The sequence below is a fragment of the Sphingobium sp. UBA5915 genome (assembly GCF_002431195.1).
Taxonomy (GTDB): domain Bacteria; phylum Pseudomonadota; class Alphaproteobacteria; order Sphingomonadales; family Sphingomonadaceae; genus Sphingobium; species Sphingobium soli.
Genome location: NZ_DJDV01000036.1, coordinates 1 through 16529 on the forward strand (window position 1 = coordinate 1; position 16529 = coordinate 16529).

The 16529-nt window shown below is 63.5% G+C and carries 16 protein-coding genes and 2 pseudogenes; 15 read left to right on the forward strand and 3 right to left on the reverse strand.

The genetic code is table 11. From position 1 onward, the window contains the following. Window positions 1–23: 23 nt before the first annotated feature. Complete coding sequence (locus B2V90_RS04985; RefSeq protein ID WP_293919993.1) at window positions 24–695, reverse strand: hypothetical protein; 672 nt, start codon at window positions 693–695, stop codon at window positions 24–26. A gap of 274 nt (window positions 696–969) precedes the next feature. On the opposite strand from B2V90_RS04985, the gene rplM reads away from it, so the two are divergent. The 4 genes from rplM to B2V90_RS05005 all read left to right on the forward strand — a co-directional run bounded on the left by rplM (window position 970) and on the right by B2V90_RS05005 (window position 5180). After that, complete coding sequence (gene rplM, locus B2V90_RS04990; RefSeq protein ID WP_293920007.1) at window positions 970–1434, forward strand: 50S ribosomal protein L13; 465 nt, start codon at window positions 970–972, stop codon at window positions 1432–1434. Continuing rightward, window positions 1434–1958, forward strand: coding sequence for a 30S ribosomal protein S9 (gene rpsI, locus B2V90_RS04995; RefSeq protein WP_103024758.1), 525 nt, complete (start codon window positions 1434–1436; stop codon window positions 1956–1958). Before rplM ends, rpsI begins: the two co-directional genes overlap by 1 nt. Window positions 1959–2098: 140 nt before the next feature. Then, window positions 2099–4900 (forward strand): DUF3857 domain-containing protein, encoded by a 2802-nt coding sequence (locus B2V90_RS05000; protein WP_228220404.1) that lies wholly within the window; start codon window positions 2099–2101, stop codon window positions 4898–4900. Window positions 4901–4997: 97 nt separating this feature from the next. After that, window positions 4998–5180: a CsbD family protein gene (locus B2V90_RS05005; RefSeq protein WP_009821316.1), complete on the forward strand. Its 183-nt coding sequence runs from the start codon at window positions 4998–5000 to the stop codon at window positions 5178–5180. Window positions 5181–5237: 57 nt separating this feature from the next. On the opposite strand, the gene B2V90_RS05010 is transcribed toward B2V90_RS05005, so the two are convergent. Further along, on the reverse strand, window positions 5238–6608 hold the full coding sequence (locus B2V90_RS05010) for an alanine/glycine:cation symporter family protein (protein ID WP_228220403.1): 1371 nt from the start codon (window positions 6606–6608) through the stop codon (window positions 5238–5240). A 110-nt stretch (window positions 6609–6718) separates the two neighbouring features. Between B2V90_RS05010 and glmM the strand changes: the two genes are divergently transcribed. The 11 genes and pseudogenes from glmM to B2V90_RS05065 all read left to right on the forward strand — a co-directional run bounded on the left by glmM (window position 6719) and on the right by B2V90_RS05065 (window position 15854). After that, on the forward strand, window positions 6719–8059 hold the full coding sequence (gene glmM, locus B2V90_RS05015; protein WP_228220402.1) for a phosphoglucosamine mutase: 1341 nt from the start codon (window positions 6719–6721) through the stop codon (window positions 8057–8059). Between the two features lie 93 nt (window positions 8060–8152). After that, entirely contained in the window at window positions 8153–8377 is a 225-nt protein-coding gene (locus tag B2V90_RS05020) for a DUF1272 domain-containing protein (protein ID WP_228220401.1), read from the forward strand. Next, window positions 8374–9135, forward strand: a complete 762-nt coding sequence (thiD, locus tag B2V90_RS05025; RefSeq protein WP_228220400.1) for a bifunctional hydroxymethylpyrimidine kinase/phosphomethylpyrimidine kinase — start codon at window positions 8374–8376, stop codon at window positions 9133–9135. The genes B2V90_RS05020 and thiD overlap by 4 nt, the downstream gene beginning before the upstream one ends. Then, window positions 9128–9727 carry a ribonuclease HII gene (locus tag B2V90_RS05030; protein ID WP_228220399.1) on the forward strand — a complete coding sequence of 200 codons (600 nt, stop codon included), beginning with the start codon at window positions 9128–9130 and terminating at the stop codon, window positions 9725–9727. Before thiD ends, B2V90_RS05030 begins: the two co-directional genes overlap by 8 nt. 81 nt (window positions 9728–9808) lie before the next feature. Then, window positions 9809–10459 (forward strand): L,D-transpeptidase family protein, encoded by a 651-nt coding sequence (locus B2V90_RS05035; protein ID WP_228220398.1) that lies wholly within the window; start codon window positions 9809–9811, stop codon window positions 10457–10459. 82 nt (window positions 10460–10541) lie between these two features. Continuing rightward, window positions 10542–11789, forward strand: a pseudogene (locus tag B2V90_RS05040) (MFS transporter). A 195-nt stretch (window positions 11790–11984) separates the two neighbouring features. Then, window positions 11985–12248, forward strand: a complete 264-nt coding sequence (locus B2V90_RS05045) for a hypothetical protein (protein WP_228220397.1) — start codon at window positions 11985–11987, stop codon at window positions 12246–12248. Next, entirely contained in the window at window positions 12245–12682 is a 438-nt protein-coding gene (locus tag B2V90_RS05050) for a periplasmic heavy metal sensor (protein WP_228220396.1), read from the forward strand. Before B2V90_RS05045 ends, B2V90_RS05050 begins: the two co-directional genes overlap by 4 nt. Further along, window positions 12679–13254, forward strand: coding sequence for an RNA polymerase sigma factor (locus tag B2V90_RS05055; protein ID WP_228220395.1), 576 nt, complete (start codon window positions 12679–12681; stop codon window positions 13252–13254). Before B2V90_RS05050 ends, B2V90_RS05055 begins: the two co-directional genes overlap by 4 nt. 6 nt (window positions 13255–13260) lie before the next feature. Further along, window positions 13261–15000, forward strand: a complete 1740-nt coding sequence (locus tag B2V90_RS05060) for a copper resistance system multicopper oxidase (RefSeq protein WP_228220394.1) — start codon at window positions 13261–13263, stop codon at window positions 14998–15000. After that, window positions 14997–15854 (forward strand): copper resistance protein B, encoded by an 858-nt coding sequence (locus B2V90_RS05065; protein ID WP_414711576.1) that lies wholly within the window; start codon window positions 14997–14999, stop codon window positions 15852–15854. The genes B2V90_RS05060 and B2V90_RS05065 overlap by 4 nt, the downstream gene beginning before the upstream one ends. A gap of 288 nt (window positions 15855–16142) precedes the next feature. On the opposite strand, the pseudogene B2V90_RS05070 reads toward B2V90_RS05065, so the two are convergent. After that, window positions 16143–16529 (reverse strand): annotated as a pseudogene (locus B2V90_RS05070) (integrase core domain-containing protein); the annotation flags it as partial.

Consider the following 16529-nt stretch of genomic DNA (forward strand, 5'->3'; position numbering starts at 1 on the left):
GCTGGTCTCGATCAGCAAGTCTTTCACTCGTTCACCTCGCCGCCGCTACCCAGCAGCTCGAGCTTCTCGAGGTAGCCTGCATCGCTCATCAGCTCGCTGACGACTTTTCGATTGTTCTCGGACGGAACCATGGCCCGCAGCGAGGAAATCATGCGGTCCTTCATGTCCCTGGCGAGTTGCGTGTCGGCGTCGATCTCCTTGATCTGCTGTTCGATCTCGGCCGTCGCATCGTCGACGATCCCGTCATAGGCGAAACTGACCGATCGGATGGTCAAGTCCCATTCATCGGCGGTGGAAAATCCGGCTGACTTGATGTCGTCAGCGAATTCCCTCCCGCGCGGATCGTTGTCGACGAAATCCTGCAGGTTAATGGCCTCGTCGAGCCCCGAGTCGGCATACTTCGTCTTGATGAGCGCGTATGCATCGAGCGAGCGCCTGGCCGCATCGGCGGTGAGTTCGACCGATCGGATATCGGGGATCTCGCCGAGGCTGACGTCGCTCGGGTCGAGTGCCTCGCCATCGAGAGCGGCATCGGGATCGGGCTCCGTGAGGTCGGACTGGTCCGGGCTGCTGCCCGTCTCGGCACCCGGAAGATCAAGGGGACTCTCGCTCGTCGCGGTCGAGCCCTCGGGCAATACGCGCGATTGATCCTTGCTCGCGGCAAGGGAGGTGGGCGAGAGAAGGGCAAGAGCCAAGAAAATTGCTAGTGGATGCCGCATCGCGAGCGATCGATCCTGTTCGCCCCAACACTATGGGAGCAAGATCGGGCGGAAAAGTGTTTGTGGCAGGTTTCGGCCGGGTGTTGCAATCCGGCGACATGCAGGTAACATATTACCACATCAAAATTGGCCCGGTTTTGCCGATAGTTCTTGACAGGTTTTCGCAGCGCATCTAATCCCCGGCGCCACGAGGACGGTGGCCAAGCACTGGGCCGTCCCAACGATTGAAACGCAAGGCCCGGAAAAAGACATGACAACCTACTCGGCGAAAGCCAAGGAGATCGTGAAGAACTGGGTGCTGATCGACGCCGAAGGGCTTGTTGTCGGCCGGCTGGCCGCCATCATCGCCAATCGGCTCCGCGGCAAGCACAAGGCTACCTTCACGCCCCATATGGATTGCGGCGACAATATCGTCGTCATCAACACCGAAAAGGTCCTTCTGACCGGCCGCAAGCGCCAGCAGAAGACCTATTACTGGCACACGGGTTTTCCCGGCGGCATCAAGGAACGCAAGGCCGACAAGATTCTCGAGGGCAAGTTCCCCGAGCGCGTTGGGGAAAAGGCTGTCGAACGCATGATTCCGCGTGGCCCGCTTGGCCGTGCGCAGATGCGTGCGCTGCATGTATTCGCCGGCACCGAGCATCCGTATGACGGCCAGAAGCCTGAAACGCTCGACGTTGCCTCGATGAACCGCAAGAACAAGGTTGTCGCATAATGGCCGACGAAACCAAGAACGAAACCGTTTCGGATCTCGCCGATCTGAAAGACATCGCCGGTGACGCGCCTGAAGGCGACGCTTCCGATATCGCGGCAACTGCCGACGTTCCGCTGCGTGAGCAGGAACTGGACAAGGAAGGCCGTGCGTATGCAACCGGCCGCCGTAAGGATGCTACTGCCCGCGTGTGGCTCAAGCCCGGCAGCGGCAAGGTCATCGTCAATGGCAAGGACCAGGAAGTGTACTTTGCACGTCCGACGCTGCGCCTGATCATCGACCAGCCTTTCACGATCACCGATCGCCAGGGCCAGTACGATGTCGTCGCCACCGTCAAGGGCGGCGGACTTTCGGGACAGGCAGGCGCCGTGAAGCATGGCATCAGCCAGGCTCTGACCAAGTACGAACCGGCCCTGCGCAGCACCGTCAAGGCTGCTGGCTTCCTCACCCGCGACAGCCGTGTGGTCGAACGTAAGAAGTACGGCCGTGCCAAGGCACGCCGCAGCTTCCAGTTCTCGAAGCGCTAAGCGTCCAGAACAAATGGATTGGGGAAGGGGCTGGTTTTCCAGCCCCTTTTTCTGTGCCTGCGCCGCTTTCGCTTGAGTGGCCGATTGTGATGCCATAGCGATGGTGCAACGGGGTTGGGCAAGACGGGATAACGGGGGATATGAGATATTTCGGGTGGCTGGCGGCGTCTGCGGCCATGGGGATCGCTGCGCCTGCATGGGCGGGAGAAACGCCGCTATATCAACCCGCGCCGGCATGGATCACGCCGGCCGTCATGCCCAAGATAGCGGTTGGCGCCGATGCCCCCACGACGCTGATCCTGGACAATCAGTACAGGATCGAAAAGGGCCAGCTGTGGAGCTATGCCGATATCGCAACCCGCGCAGGCTCCGCAGAGGAACTCACCCGCCTGTCGTCGCTCACCCTGCCATGGGCGCCCGACAAGGGCGACCTCATCATCCATCAATTGTCCATCCTGCGCGGCGACGAGGTGATCGACGCCTTGGCGGGCGACAGGAAATTCACCGTGCTGCGCCGTGAAGAACGGCTGGAGGCGTTACAGATCAGCGGCATCCTGACCGCCACCATGGCGGTCGAGGGGGTTCGCGTCGGCGACATCGTTCGCCTGCGCTATTCTGTGGTGTCGAAGGACGAAGCGCTCGCCGGCCATGTCCAGAATGTTACCGGCCTGCCAGCCGCGCCGTTTCGGCTGGGCTATGGCCGCGTGCGGACCTTATGGGCCGATGGCAGCGCCCCGCACTGGAAATTGCTGGCCAAGGATGTCGAGGCCGAACCGGTCAAGAAAGGGGGTGTGACGGAACTGACCTTCGCGCTGCCGCTCTCCAAGCAGCCGGAGATGCCCGCCGACGCGCCGAGCCGCTTCACCCATCCGCCCCTGTTTGAAATGTCGAGCTTTGGCAGTTGGGCCGATGTGTCGAAGACCATGGCGCCGCTCTATGCGACCGGCGGCCTGATCGCCGACGGATCACCGCTGGCGGTTGAACTAACCAGGCTGAAGGGCATGGCTGGCTCGGCCATGGACAAGGCCGCCGCGGCGTTGCAACTGGTTCAGGACAATGTCCGCTATCTGATGGTGGGCATGAACGGCGGCAATTACGTGCCGCAAAAGCCAGCCGACACCTGGGCGCTGCGCTATGGCGATTGCAAGGCCAAGACATTGCTGTTGCTGGCGATGTTGCGCGAGCTGGATATCGAGGCGGAACCGGTGCTCGCCAGTTCGGCGATGGGCGATTTCGTGCCTGAACGCCTGCCGAGCGTTGCCGCTTTCGATCATGTCTTGGTTCGTGCGGTAATAGACGGGAAGAGCTATTGGCTCGACGGGACGGGCCTGGGCACGCGGCTGGAGGATATTGGCGACACCCCCCAATTTGGCTGGGTGCTGCCCGTGCGGGGTACAGGCGCCGATCTGATGGCGATCGCCACCCATGCCAATGCCCGTCCCGCCATCGACATAGAGGTCAACGCGGACGAAAGCGGGCATGAACGCCTGCCGAGCGTGTTCGATGCCAAGGCCGTGTTGCGGGGGCAGATCGCGACGATGATCAACGCCGGCCTGGGGCAGATGGACGCCAAGCGCCGCGATGAACTTATCCGCGGCTTTTTCAACGAACAGATCGGCACCGCCCAATATGCAGACGTAGGTATCGCCACCGATCCGGCTTCAGCGACGGTCAGCTTCACCGCGCGCGGCGTCACCACGTCGCCGTGGGAACTGACCGACCGCCGCTATCGCCGAAGCACAAGCAAGTTGATCGACGCGATCAGCTTCGCACCTGACCGCGCGCGACCGGCGTGGCTGGACATACCGGCGGCAACCAGCGCGCCGATCGGCGTCCGCTATCATCTTCGCCTGCGCCTGCCCCATGGCGGGAAGGACTACAGGATCGAGGGCGAGCAAGATCTGAGCAGAAGCGTCGCGGGCTATGACCTGCGCCGGACCGTACGACTGAACGACGGGGTGCTGGAGGTCGATGAACGCACCGACGCGACCGGCGTCGAGATCGCGGCGGATCGCCTGCCTGACGAGCGCGACGCTCTGGCGACGGTGCAAGCCGGCTCGCCGCGCGTGATTGGCACGGAAAAGCCGACCTATCTGTGGGATTACGACGCGGCGACCATCGCGTCCTGGCCACAGTCGAAAGCGGTCGAGTCGATTTTCGCCAAAGCGATCGCCGCCGATGCGGAAAATTCTGACGGCTATTCCAGTCGCGGTAATTTTCGCTGGGGCATTGGCGATTACAAAAATGGCCTGGCCGATCTCGACAAGGCCATCGCCATCGAACCAAGCGTCGCCCTCTATCTGCAAAGGGCCTATCGCCGGTTTCAGACCGGTGATGTCGCGGGCGCTCTGGCAGACGGGCGCTTGGCCCGCCAGCTTGACCCCGCTTCCGGTGGTGCGGTCGCTACTGTCGCGAGCTATCTTGCCGAAAGCGGGAAGCTGGATGACGCCCTGGCAATCGTCGACGCCAAGATCGCCATCGGCGGGGAGCAGCGCGACGGCTATCGCAATTACAAGGCCAATCTGCTCGGCACCTATGGCGATGCGACCAAGGCCTTGGAGATCATCAACGCGCAACTCGCTGAAAAGCCGGGTACGACCAGCCTCTACAACGACCTGTGCTGGATCAAGGGCACCCGCAACATCGATCTTGAAAGCGCGAAGCAGGATTGCACCCAGGCGGTGGAGCTGAGTTCGGGCAGCATGGCGGCGATCGACAGCCGGGCCATGCTCTGGTTCCGCATGGGGCGGTTCGAAGACGCTCTGCGCGATCTGGACGTGGTCGTCGCGCAGGAGCCGGAAAAGGCACCCAGCCGCTTCATGCGCGGGATCGTGCTCAAACGGCTCGGCCGGACCAGTGATGGCGACGCCGAACTGGTCATCGCGCGGCGCATCGACCCGCACATCCCTGCGACTTATGCACGTTTCGGAATCACGCCCTGATTAAATCGTAACGGCTCCGTTTCAATGGAAACTTTGCAGCCCTGCCAACAGTTGAAAGACTGTTATTGCAATGAAGTTCTTTTGAAGGAGAAGTCACATGGGCGAACTGACCGACAAGGCGAAGGCCGTGGCTAACAAGGCTGCCGGCGCGACGAAGGAAGCGATCGGCAAGGCTACCGACAACGAACGACTGGAAGCCGAGGGCAAGGTGCAGAAGACCAAGGGTACGGCGCAGGATGTGTCCGGATCGGTCAAGGGCGCGCTGGGCGACAAGGTCTGATCCACCGGCCTGAATGAACAAAGACCCCGCTTCGAAAGAGGCGGGGTTTTTTGTGGTCTAACTCTTCGACTGAACAAGATAATCTTTGACATCGCGCCGCAATTCACCCGCGCACAGGTAGAGCGCGATGACATTGGGGATCGCCATCAGGAAGAAACTGCTGTCGACGATACCGACGACACGGCCAAGGTCGATCGCGGCGGCCGGCGGCAGGGCGACGATGTAGAGGATCTTGTACGTCCATTGCGCTTTCGGCCCGTTGCCGAAAAGATAGCCCCACGCCTGCAAGCCGTAAAAGCCCCAGGCAACGAGCGTGGAATAGGCGAAGAGGAACACCACCACCGCCAGCAGCCACGGAAACCAGGGTGACACCTGCGCGAAGGCGGAGGACGTGATGGCGATGCCTTCCAGTCCGCCATTCCAGGTGCCCGCAACCACCAGAGCCAGGCCGCCCAGCGCACATACGATCATTGTCCCCAGCAGCGGTTCCAGCAACGCGACCAGTCCTTCGGATACGGGATGCTGGGTCCGGGCCAGGCTGTGCGCCATGACCGCGGAGCCCACGCCAGCCTCGCTGGCAAAGACGGCGCGCCGCATGCCCGCCACGAATGCACCCACCGCGCCGCCGGTCGCTGCGTCACCTGACCATGCGCCGTTCCAGATCAGCGCCAGCGCTGCGGGAATATCGGCCACATGCAGGATCAATATGGCAAAGACGCCGCCCAGATAGACGGCGACCTTGAGCGGGGTCAGACGCTTGGACACTTCACCCAGCCAGGCCGCGCCGCCCAGCGTCACCAGGGCAACCGCTGCGGCGATGAAAACGCCATAGGCCCAGCCATTGGTCATCCCGGTGACGACCTGAACCTGCGCGAAGCTTTGATTGACCTGCACCATCGGGATCGCGCCGAACAGCGCGAAAAAGGCGTAGGCGCCGCCTAGCGCCAGCCCAAGCCGGGGCCATCCGCGCGCCGCGCCGACGGCCTTGAGCACATACATCGGCCCGCCATGCACATGGCCGCGATCGTCAAAGACGCGATATTTGAGGCCCAGCGTCACTTCGGCCATCTTTACCGTCATGGCGAACCACCCGATGATGAACATCCACAGGATCGCTCCGGGGCCGCCCATGGTCAGCGCGACCGCCACGCCGGCAATATTGCCCAGGCCGATCGTGCCCGACAGGGCAGTGGAAAGCGCGCCCCATTGGCTGACATCGCCTTTCGCCTCGCCCTCATGCGGCTGGGTCCGCAGGATATGGATGGCGCGGCCAACCTGCGTGACGTTGGGAAAGCCGAGCCACAGGGTGAAGAACAGCATCGGCAGGGCCAGATAGAGCACGATCAGTTCGATCTGCGTGCCCAGCAAAGGCAGCTTGAAAAAGACGGCGCCCGACAAACCGTCGACGAAGGCATTGAAATCTTCCATCGCGTCCGGATGCCGCCGGGCGGGTGGATTGTCGATCAAAGATTGCTATGGGCGGGTAAGGATGGACTCCTCACACGGAGACTCTTGCGGCCCCAAGCGACGAGGAACAAGTGAGCAGGCAATATTTCGGCACCGACGGCATACGCGGACGCACCAACCAATGGCCAATGACCCCGGATCTGGCGATGAAGGTCGGCATGGCAGCCGGCACCCATTTCCAGCGCGGCAGCCATCGCCACCGCGTGGTGATCGGCAAGGATACGCGCCTGTCGGGTTATATGGTGGAAAATGCGCTGGTTGCGGGTTTCACGGCGGTCGGCATGGATGTGGTGCAGTTCGGCCCGATCCCCACGCCCGCCGTCGCCCTGCTTGCCCATTCGATGCGCGCGGACCTGGGCGTGATGATCTCGGCCAGCCACAATCCCTTTTACGACAATGGCATCAAGCTGTTCGGGCCGGACGGCTACAAGCTGTCGGACGAAGATGAACTGAAGATCGAGGCCCTGCTGGACCAGACAATCGAGCTGGCAGCGTCGAAGGATATTGGTCGCGCCCGCCGCGTGGAGGATGCGCGGGGCCGCTATATCCATGCGGTCAAGTCCAGCTTCCCCGCCGACCTGCGGCTCGACGGGCTTAAGATCGTGGTCGATTGCGCCAATGGCGCCGCCTATCAGGTCGCGCCGTCGGCCTTGTGGGAATTGGGCGCGACTGTTGTCGCGATCGGTGTCTCGCCCAATGGCACCAACATCAACGACAGCTGCGGTTCGACGTCGCCCATGCTGTTGCAGGAAACCGTGGTGTCATCGGGCGCGGACATCGGCATCGCACTGGACGGCGACGCCGATCGGTTAATCGTCGTGGATGAAAAAGGCCGGCTGGTCGATGGCGATCAGATCATGGCACTGATCGCCGCCAATTTTGCCGCTGCGGGCACATTGCGCGGCGGCGGGCTGGTCGCGACGGTCATGTCGAACTTGGGCCTGGAGCGGTTTTTGGCGGACAAGGGTATCACGCTGGAGCGCACCAAGGTCGGCGACCGCTATGTGCTGGAACGGATGCGCGAGGGCGGCTTCAATGTCGGGGGCGAACAGTCGGGGCACATGATCCTGTCCGACTATGCGACCACGGGCGACGGGACGGTCGCGGCGCTTCAGGTGCTGGCGGCGCTGGTCCGATCGGGCAAGCCCGCAAGCGAGACGCTCCACAAATTCGATCCCGTGCCGCAACTGCTGAAAAATGTCCGCTTCGCCGGCGGCAAGCCGCTGGAGCATGAAGAGGTGCAGCGCGTCATCTCCCAGGCGGAAACCGAACTGGCCGGCGTGGGGCGTCTTGTCATCCGCCCGTCGGGAACCGAACCCGTCATCCGGGTGATGGCGGAGGGGGACAGCGAGGATCAGGTGCGCGATGTCGTCGACCGCATCTGCGCCGCGGTCGAGAGGGCGGCGGCGTGACTGTTCCAGTTTCTGCCGCCGTTCGGTTCGAGCTTGTCGAGAACGAAGCGCAGGGTTTTAGACAAGCTCGAACCGAACGGAAAGTAGTGTGCCATGCTTGAGATGCGGCCCGATTGCGAGCGCTGCGGCACGGATTTGCCCGCTGACGCGCCGGGCGCCTTCATCTGTTCGTTCGAATGCACATATTGCGCGTCCTGTGCCGAGGCGCTGGATGACCGATGCCCCAATTGCGGCGGCGAATTGATGGATCGCCCGACACGCACCGGCAAGGCGCTGGCCGATCATCCCGCCGCGCAGGAGCGGCGCCACAGGCCATGAAGCCCGCCCGCATTCTCATCATCGCCGGGTCGGACAGTGGCGGCGGCGCCGGCATTCAGGCCGACCTCAAGACCGTGACGCTGCTGGGCGGCTTTGGCATGACGGCCATCACCGCGATCACCGCGCAGAACACGCTGGGCGTGCAGGCCGTGCATCCAGTGCCGACCGACATGGTGTTGGCGCAGATGGAAAGCTGCATCAGCGACATTGGCGTCGATGCGGTGAAGATCGGCATGATCGGATCGGCCGAGACGGCGGCTGCGGTCGCGGATCGGCTGGCGCAATTGAGGGACGTTCCGATTATATTCGATCCAGTGATGGTGGCGACCAGCGGCTCGTTGCTGGCAGATGATGCAACCATTTCCGCGTTCGAGAAGCTGATGGCGATAGCCGCGCTCATCACGCCGAATATCCCGGAACTCACGGCTCTGGGTGGAGAGGATATCGCCGCACGCTATGGCACCCACGTTCTTGCCAAAGGTGGTCATGGCGAAGGGCCTATGCTGACGGATCGACTGCTGGCGCCGGATAGGGTGCTCAAGGCCTGGAGCAACCGGAAGATCGAGACGGTACATACACACGGCACCGGCTGCACGCTGGCCAGCGCGGTCGCGACGGGGCTGGGGCAGGGAATGAACTTGATCGAAGCGGTCGAGCGCGCCCGCAAATATGTGCGTGAGGCTTTGGCGCTCGCACCCGGTTATGGCAGCGGCCACGGCCCGATGGGCGCACCGCTCGGGTTTCATGCCCATGCCTGATTTTTCGCACGAACTGCGCCATCATCCCGGCTTGGTCGCGGGCGTGGACGAAGCGGGCAGGGGGCCATTGGCTGGCCCCGTCGTCGCCGCCGCCGTGATCCTCCGCGCGGAGGATTGCCCGGAAGGGTTGAACGATTCCAAGCAATTGACCGCCAAAAGGCGTGCCGAACTGGAAACGCAGGTGAAGGCGCGGGCGCTGTGCTGGGGCATCGGTGTGGCGAGCGTGGCGGAGATAGACGACCTCAACATTTTGTGGGCGACGATGCTTGCGATGACGCGCGCGGTCGAGGCGCTGAGCGCGGATTGCGCCCATGTGTTGGTCGATGGCAATCGCTGCCCCCAATGGCGCTGGGCATCGACGGCGGTGGTGGAGGGGGACGCCAAATGCCTGTCGATCGCTGCGGCCTCCATTCTCGCGAAGGAGGAGCGGGACCGCATGATGATCGCGGCGGCCGCCGACCACCCGCATTATGGGTGGGAGAGCAACAAGGGCTATGGAAGTGCGCATCATCTTGCCGCGTTGCGTGAACATGGCCCGACGCCGCTGCATCGCCGCAGCTTTTCGCCAGTGGCGCAATTGCTTCTGCTTTAGATTTCTGTGTCTTGCCGGGACGGATGAAATTGCCGGCCCCAGCGGGGTGGCATTGGGGCGGCATATGGTTAATAAAAGCTTATGCGCGCGCATCGGCTGCTCCCCCTTCTGTTTCTGTTGCTTACCGGCGTGCCTGCCACTGCGCCCGCGCAGGATCTGGCCCAGAATCTGGCGCTGTCACCGGGCGGCTATCGCTGGCTGGAGGACGGCGGAGACGGACCGCTCTACATGGTCATCAGCATCGAAAAGCAGCGCGTCCATGTCTATCGCGGGGATCGGCTGATCGGCGCTGCCAGCGTGTCGACGGGCATGAAGGGGCATCGAACGCCGACCGGAGACTATCCCATCCTGCAAAAGCGGCAATGGCATCGTTCCAACCTGTACAGTAACGCGCCCATGCCCTTCATGCAGCGGCTGACCTGGGACGGCATCGCGCTGCATGCCGGACATAATCCGGGCTATCCCGCAAGCCATGGCTGCATCCGCCTGCCCTATGCTTTCGCTCGTCAGCTGTTCGCCCTGACGCGGATTGGAACGCCGGTGGAGGTGACGCAGGCACGGTTGAACCCCGCGCTCCAGCTTGATCCGCTCGTCGTCGCCGATCCGGGCAGCACGGTGGTGAGCTTTGATACCGACATTGCGGTCGGCGCGCGGGCCTTTGCGCCGGCTTCCGCGACCGTCCCGCAACTGGAGGTCGACCCCGCCATATTCCTGCCGCGCCTGCGGAACTGACGCCGTTATTTGCCTTGGCGGGACTTTGTCCGCACAAGCGGGCGAACCCGAAGAGGAAGAAGTGCTGATGCAGGCCAGTCGCATGTCCAACCGATCTCTGGCCGTGGCGATCTTGTCGACCATTGTCGAATGGTATGATTTCACCCTGTATCTCTACATCGCCACGCTTCTGTCCCGCATTTTCTAGGGCGGCGGGGCGGGTGGGCTGGTGGAGGCGCTGGCTGGCTTTGCCCTTGCCTATGCGATGCGGCCGCTGGGCGCGATCGTTTTCGGCCATGTCGGGGATCGCTATGGCCGGCGACTGACGATGCTACTGTCCATGAGCATGATGACTGTAGCAATGCTGGCGACGGCGCTGCTGCCCACTTATGCGCAGATCGGTCCGGCGGCGGGATGGATGTTGCTGGCGTTGCGCTGCCTCATGGCCTTCTCGGTCGGGGGCGAATATACCGGCGTCGTCGCCTATCTGCTGGAAGGGGCGCGGGCCGAGCGGCGCGGTTTTGTGACCTCACTCGCATCGGCCGCCAGCGAGATCGGGGCGCTGCTGGCAGCGGGCATTGCGGCAGCGACGGTCGCGCTGCTGGACGACGCCGCCCTGATGGCGTGGGGCTGGCGCATTCCCTTCTTTGCCGGAGCGGCGATGGCCGGGGTGATCGTGCTCGCGCGCTCAACGATCGAGGAATCGCCCGACTTTCTGCGCCAGCAGCGCGAACAGAAAGTGCCGGGCAATCCCCTGCGGGATAGCCTGACCCATCAGCGGATGGCGATCATGCGCGGCTTTGCCATATCTGCGCTTGGGTCGATCACTTATTATGTCGGGATCACCTATGTGCCGAGCTTCCTGACCGGAACGGGCGTGATGCAGGAGGGGGCGGCGCTTTGGCTTTCGACGGCAGCGGCCCTGGTGGTGATCCTTGTGACGCCCTTTGTCGGGGCTTTGGCCGACCGGGTCGGGCGGCGGCCAGTGCTGTTGGCCCTAGGGATAGGAGGCGCTGTGCTGCCCATCCCGATGTTTTTCCTGATGGCGCAGGCGGGCGGCGGCGCGCTACTGGGAGCCGTGCTGCTCGCCGCGCTGGGCGGCGGGGTGAGCGCCGTCGGCGCGGTGACGACGGCCGAGCAATTTCCCGGCGAAGGGCGCCTGACCGGCCTGGCGCTGGGTGCGACGAGCGCAACGGCGATCTTCGGAGGACTGGCGCCATGGCTCGCGCACCTGCTGATCGAGCGGACGGGCTGGATGCTGGCGCCGGGCGCGATGATCGCGCTCGTCGCGCTATGCGTACTGCCAGTGCTCATTCGGCTCCCTGAAACGGCGCCGGCGCGTTTGCAATGATTCGAGAAGCCCTGGCAAAACACGCGTCGGCCATCTTGCGCATCCGGCATCTTCGCCGCCTGAATGGTCCGTCGGAGTGGCCAGCCGGTTTACGCACCGTCTTGCGCTACCCCTTGGCTCAGGCGCATATTTTTTCCGCGGGGCGTCGAGGGTTTGCGCGCGCGAACGCGTAAGCAAGGCATGGATGGAGACAGGATGATGGCCGATCTGGATCATTGGCTGAACGCGATACGGTCGGAGCCCTCGGACGAGCGCCTTGCGCGGATGGACGCGGCGGTCATGCAGGGGCTCGCGCGTCATCGCGATCGCACGACCGCGCGGCGCAGCCTGATGCTGGCCGGGCTGCTGGCGATCGGGGTCGGTTGGGCAGGCAGTCTGGTCCCCGGCGCGCCTGCGCAGGCGGCTTCGCTTCCCATCGGCATGTCGGATTACGCGCCGTCAAGTCTGCTCGGCCAATGACGCCGGGCCGCTATGCTCTCGTGGCGGTGGTGGCTTTTGCCGCAGCCCTGGCGGCTGTGCTGTTGGCGCGCACTTGGCTTGCCCCGCCGCCCCGCGTCGAAAGCCAGGTGCATGCGCTGCTACACGAAAAGCTGGATCTCGATCCGGCGCAGCAGGCTCGCATCCAACAGCTTGAGGACAGCTTTGCCACGCGGCGCGAGACGCTGGAGGCGGAAATGCGCGCCGACAATCAGCGGATGGCGCGGGCGATCCAAACCGAACATGGCTATGGACCGCAGGTCGCGGCCGCCGTTGACCGGACGCATCATGTGATGGGGCAGCTGCAGAAGGAGACGCTCCAGCATATTTTCGCGATGCGAGATGTCCTGCGGCCCGATCAGGCGGCGCAGTTCGATGCCGCCATCGTCAAGGCGCTGACACAGCCCGCCCGGTGACGCTGGCCGACGCCGAAGACCGGGTGCTTGCGGCGCGTGCACAGGCGGGGGAGCAGGCGGCCTACGCGATGCTGATGCAGCGGCATCGCGATGCCATGTGGCGTCTTGCCAGAGGGCATGTGGGCGATGCGGACCAAGCGCTCGACATCACGCAGGATGCGTTCATCGCCGCCTTTGCCGCGATCGGCCGGTATGACGCATCGCGCCCGTTTCGGGCGTGGATGGCGCGCATCACGATCAACAAATGCCGGGACTGGGCAAGGCGCCGGGCCGTTCGGCGCTTCTTCACGCTGGCCAAGCCACTCGACGAAGCGACGCATGTTGCAGACCTGTCGGCGTCGCCCGAAGAGGCGCTGGCGTCCGCCGACGCCGTTGCCCGCATCAATGCCGCTATCGCGGCGCTGCCGGCCAATCTCAAGGAAGTGCTGTTGCTCCGCACGATCGAGATCATGAGCCAGGCGGATACCGCGCATCTGCTGGGGATCAGTGAAAAGGCGGTCGAAACACGGCTGTATCGCGCGCGGTTGAAACTGAGTGAAATGTTGAGGGATGGCAGCGGCGAGCGCGTATAGGGCGGCATGACCAGCCTTGCCCTAGACCGACGCACCCTCATCCGCAGCGCAGCCGCGCTTCCGCTGGCCCGCGCCTTTCCAGCCTGGGCGCAGAGCGGCACTGCCGGCCTTCGTCCCACTCCCGGCGTCCTGTCGGGGGACAGGATCGAGCTGGCCGTAAGCGAAAGTCATTTCACGACCGGGGGACGTTCCGCCCACGCCGTCACCATCAACGGCACCTTGCCAGCGCCGCTCATCCGGTTGAAGGAAGGGCAGAATGTCCAGTTGGTCGTGCACAACCTGCTGAAGGAGGACACGTCGATCCACTGGCACGGGTTGATCGTGCCGTTCCACATGGACGGCGTGCCGGGCATCAGCTTTCCCGGCATCCGCCCCGGCGAGACGTTCACTTATGAATTTCCGATCCGCCAGTCCGGCACCTACTGGTATCACAGCCATTCGGGGATGCAGGAGGCGATGGGCCATTATGGCCCGATCGTGATCGACCCGGCCGGCGCGGACCCGGTGCGGGCGGATCGCGAGCATGTGATCGTCCTGTCCGACTGGTCCCCGGTTCACCCGCACAAGCTGATGCAGCGGCTTAAGCAGATGGGCGGCTATTATAATATGCAGAAGCAGACGCTGGCCGGGCTGCTAAAGGGCCGGGACCGGAGCGTTAAGGACCGGATGGACTGGGGCAGGATGCGGATGGACCCCACCGACATTTCGGACGTCACCGGATCGACCTACAGCTATCTGGTGAACGGCCATGGCACAGCGGAAAACTGGACCGGCTTGTTCGCTCCGGGCGAGCGGGTGCGGCTGCGCATCGTCAACGCATCGGCCATGACCAATTTCAACCTGCGGCTGCCCGGCCTCGCCATGACAGTGGTCCAGTGCGACGGCCAGCATGTCCAGCCGGTCGAGACCGACGAGTTCCAGATCGCGATCGCCGAGACATATGACGTGATCGTCGAGCCAGCCGAAGCGAAGCCCTATGGCCTGATCGCCGAGGCGATCGACCGGTCCGGGCTGGTGCGCGCGACGCTGGCACCGCAGGTCGGGATGATCGCGCCGGTCCCGCCCCTGCGCCAGCGGCCGTTGCTGACCATGAAGGACATGGGCATGGACATGAGCGGCATGGATATGGGGCACAATGGCGTGATCGACCTCAGCCAACCCGCCAATGACGGCATGGCGGGCCATTCGATGAAGATGCTCGATCCATCGGTTGCGCCCCAAGTTCCGATGGGACCGGGCGTGGCTACCCTGTCGCCCATGCCTGCTGACCGGACCGCCGACCGCCCCACGGGCCTGGAGGATGTCGATCACCGCGTCCTCACCTATGCCGATCTGAAAGCGCTGAAGCCAAACGGCGACACGCGCGCGCCGACCCGATCGCTGGACATCCACCTTACCGCCAACATGGAACGCTATATGTGGTCGTTCGACGGGGTGAAGCTGTCCGACGGGGCGGAACCGATCGCCTTTCGCCATATGGAGCGGGTGCGCGTGACGCTCATTAACGATACGATGATGCCGCACCCCATTCACATCCACGGCCATTTCTTCCAACTCGTGACGGGGGAGGATGCGGCAGCCAATCCGCGCAAGCACACCGTCAACGTCCTGCCGGGAGGCAAGGTGAGCTTCGACCTCACCGCCGACGCGATCGGCGACTGGGCGTTCCATTGCCATATGCTGATGCACATGCACGCAGGCATGATGCGGGTCGTGACCGTCCGTCACGATGGCGGTGCGGCATGATCCGGATGCCTGTATGGGCGCTGATCGGCGCGGCGCTGGCGCTGCCTGCGCAGGCGCAAATGATGGACCATGGAGCGCATTCCATGCCTGCGAAGGACGCCGCGGCCGCCCCGGCGATGGATGGCGTGGCCCCACCGGCGCCCACGGACCACGCCGCCGACGCGGTCTACGATCCTGTGGTCATGGCCGGTGTCCGCGCCAAGATGATCCGGGAAAATGGCGGCATGACCTATTCCCAGTTGATGATCGACCGGCTGGAGTATCGCGCGCTGAGTGGCGGCGACGGCTATCATTGGGAGGGCGAAGGCTGGATCGGGGGCGACGTCAACCGCCTGGCGATCAAGTCGGAGGGCGAGGGGGAGACTGGCGGTCGGCTGGAAAGCGCCGAATTGCAGCTCCTCTACAGCCGCGCGATCGACCCGTGGTGGAACATCGTTGGTGGCATGCGCCAGGATTTTCGCCCCCGGCCCGAGCGGACTTACGCGACTATCGGGATCGAGGGGCTGGCCCCATATTGGTTCGAGGTGGAGGGGCAATTGTTCGTGTCGACCAGGGGTGACGCCCATGCCCGGCTGGAGGCAAGCTACGACCAGCGGATCACCCAGCGGCTGATCCTGCAACCGGCAATGGAAGTGAATATCGCGGCGCAGGACGTTCCCGAGCTGGGCATCGGGTCGGGGCTTTCCGACATCGAACTGGGCCTGCGGTTGCGCTATGAATTCGCGCGCGAGTTCGCCCCCTATGTCGGCGTGAACTGGGAGCGCAAGCTGGGGGACACGGCCCGCTACGCTCAGCGGGTGGGGGACGATCCGGCGGCGACAAGTCTGGTCATGGGGCTGCGGTTCTGGTTCTAGGGCAGCGCGCGGCATAAGTGCGGACTGGCAACCCGCCGTCTGCCACCGCCAACACCCGATCGCGCAAATCCATTGAGTAACCTGCCTTGGTCGCCAACTTCTCGCCGCCTGCGGCGTGATAGCTCAGCTATGAATCATATGATCAGCGGAAAAGGGAATTCCTCATGATTTCACCCATCGTGAAACCGATCCAAACCGTCAAAAGGATAGAAAGTGGAGAAGGGTAAGAGTTCATCCCGCCATCAAAGGCTTACCCTGTGAGATATAATGTTGACCCTTACGGGCGTATCATGAAACGCCCCGAGACTGTCGGAGGCCATTTGGCTTGAGTAATGCTGCCATGGGGGTGTCGTCCAGCTTGGCGTAGTATCGTTCTTCTGCCTCGGCGGGCGGGATATGGCCGATCGGCTCTAGCAATCGCCTGTTGTTGAACCAGTCGACCCATTCGAGCGTGGCGTATTCGACGGCTTCGAACGACCGCCAAGGTCCGCCGGTGAATGACCTCGGCTTTGTAGAGTCCGTTGATCGTCTCGGCCAAGGCGTTGTCATAGCTGTTGCCGACGCTGCCTACCGATGGCTCGATCCCGGCCTCGGCTAGGCCCTTAGTGTACTTGATCGAGACGTACTGGCTGCCGCAGTCACTGTAATTGATGAGTGTGAATCGGCGTGCAAAAA

Excerpts from the sequence above, each read along its gene's own strand:
- rplM (WP_293920007.1), top strand. The coding sequence starts at position 970 with ATGACAACCTACTCGGCGAAAGCCAAGGAGATCGTGAAGAACTGGGTG.
- rpsI (WP_103024758.1), top strand. The coding sequence starts at position 1,434 with ATGGCCGACGAAACCAAGAACGAAACCGTTTCGGATCTCGCCGATCTG.
- B2V90_RS05000 (WP_228220404.1), top strand. The coding sequence starts at position 2,099 with ATGAGATATTTCGGGTGGCTGGCGGCGTCTGCGGCCATGGGGATCGCT.
- B2V90_RS05005 (WP_009821316.1), top strand. The coding sequence starts at position 4,998 with ATGGGCGAACTGACCGACAAGGCGAAGGCCGTGGCTAACAAGGCTGCC.
- B2V90_RS05010 (WP_228220403.1), bottom strand. The coding sequence starts at position 6,608 with ATGGAAGATTTCAATGCCTTCGTCGACGGTTTGTCGGGCGCCGTCTTT.
- B2V90_RS05020 (WP_228220401.1), top strand. The coding sequence starts at position 8,153 with ATGCTTGAGATGCGGCCCGATTGCGAGCGCTGCGGCACGGATTTGCCC.
- thiD (WP_228220400.1), top strand. The coding sequence starts at position 8,374 with ATGAAGCCCGCCCGCATTCTCATCATCGCCGGGTCGGACAGTGGCGGC.
- B2V90_RS05030 (WP_228220399.1), top strand. The coding sequence starts at position 9,128 with ATGCCTGATTTTTCGCACGAACTGCGCCATCATCCCGGCTTGGTCGCG.
- B2V90_RS05035 (WP_228220398.1), top strand. The coding sequence starts at position 9,809 with ATGCGCGCGCATCGGCTGCTCCCCCTTCTGTTTCTGTTGCTTACCGGC.
- B2V90_RS05045 (WP_228220397.1), top strand. The coding sequence starts at position 11,985 with ATGATGGCCGATCTGGATCATTGGCTGAACGCGATACGGTCGGAGCCC.
- B2V90_RS05050 (WP_228220396.1), top strand. The coding sequence starts at position 12,245 with ATGACGCCGGGCCGCTATGCTCTCGTGGCGGTGGTGGCTTTTGCCGCA.
- B2V90_RS05060 (WP_228220394.1), top strand. The coding sequence starts at position 13,261 with ATGACCAGCCTTGCCCTAGACCGACGCACCCTCATCCGCAGCGCAGCC.
- B2V90_RS05065 (WP_414711576.1), top strand. The coding sequence starts at position 14,997 with ATGATCCGGATGCCTGTATGGGCGCTGATCGGCGCGGCGCTGGCGCTG.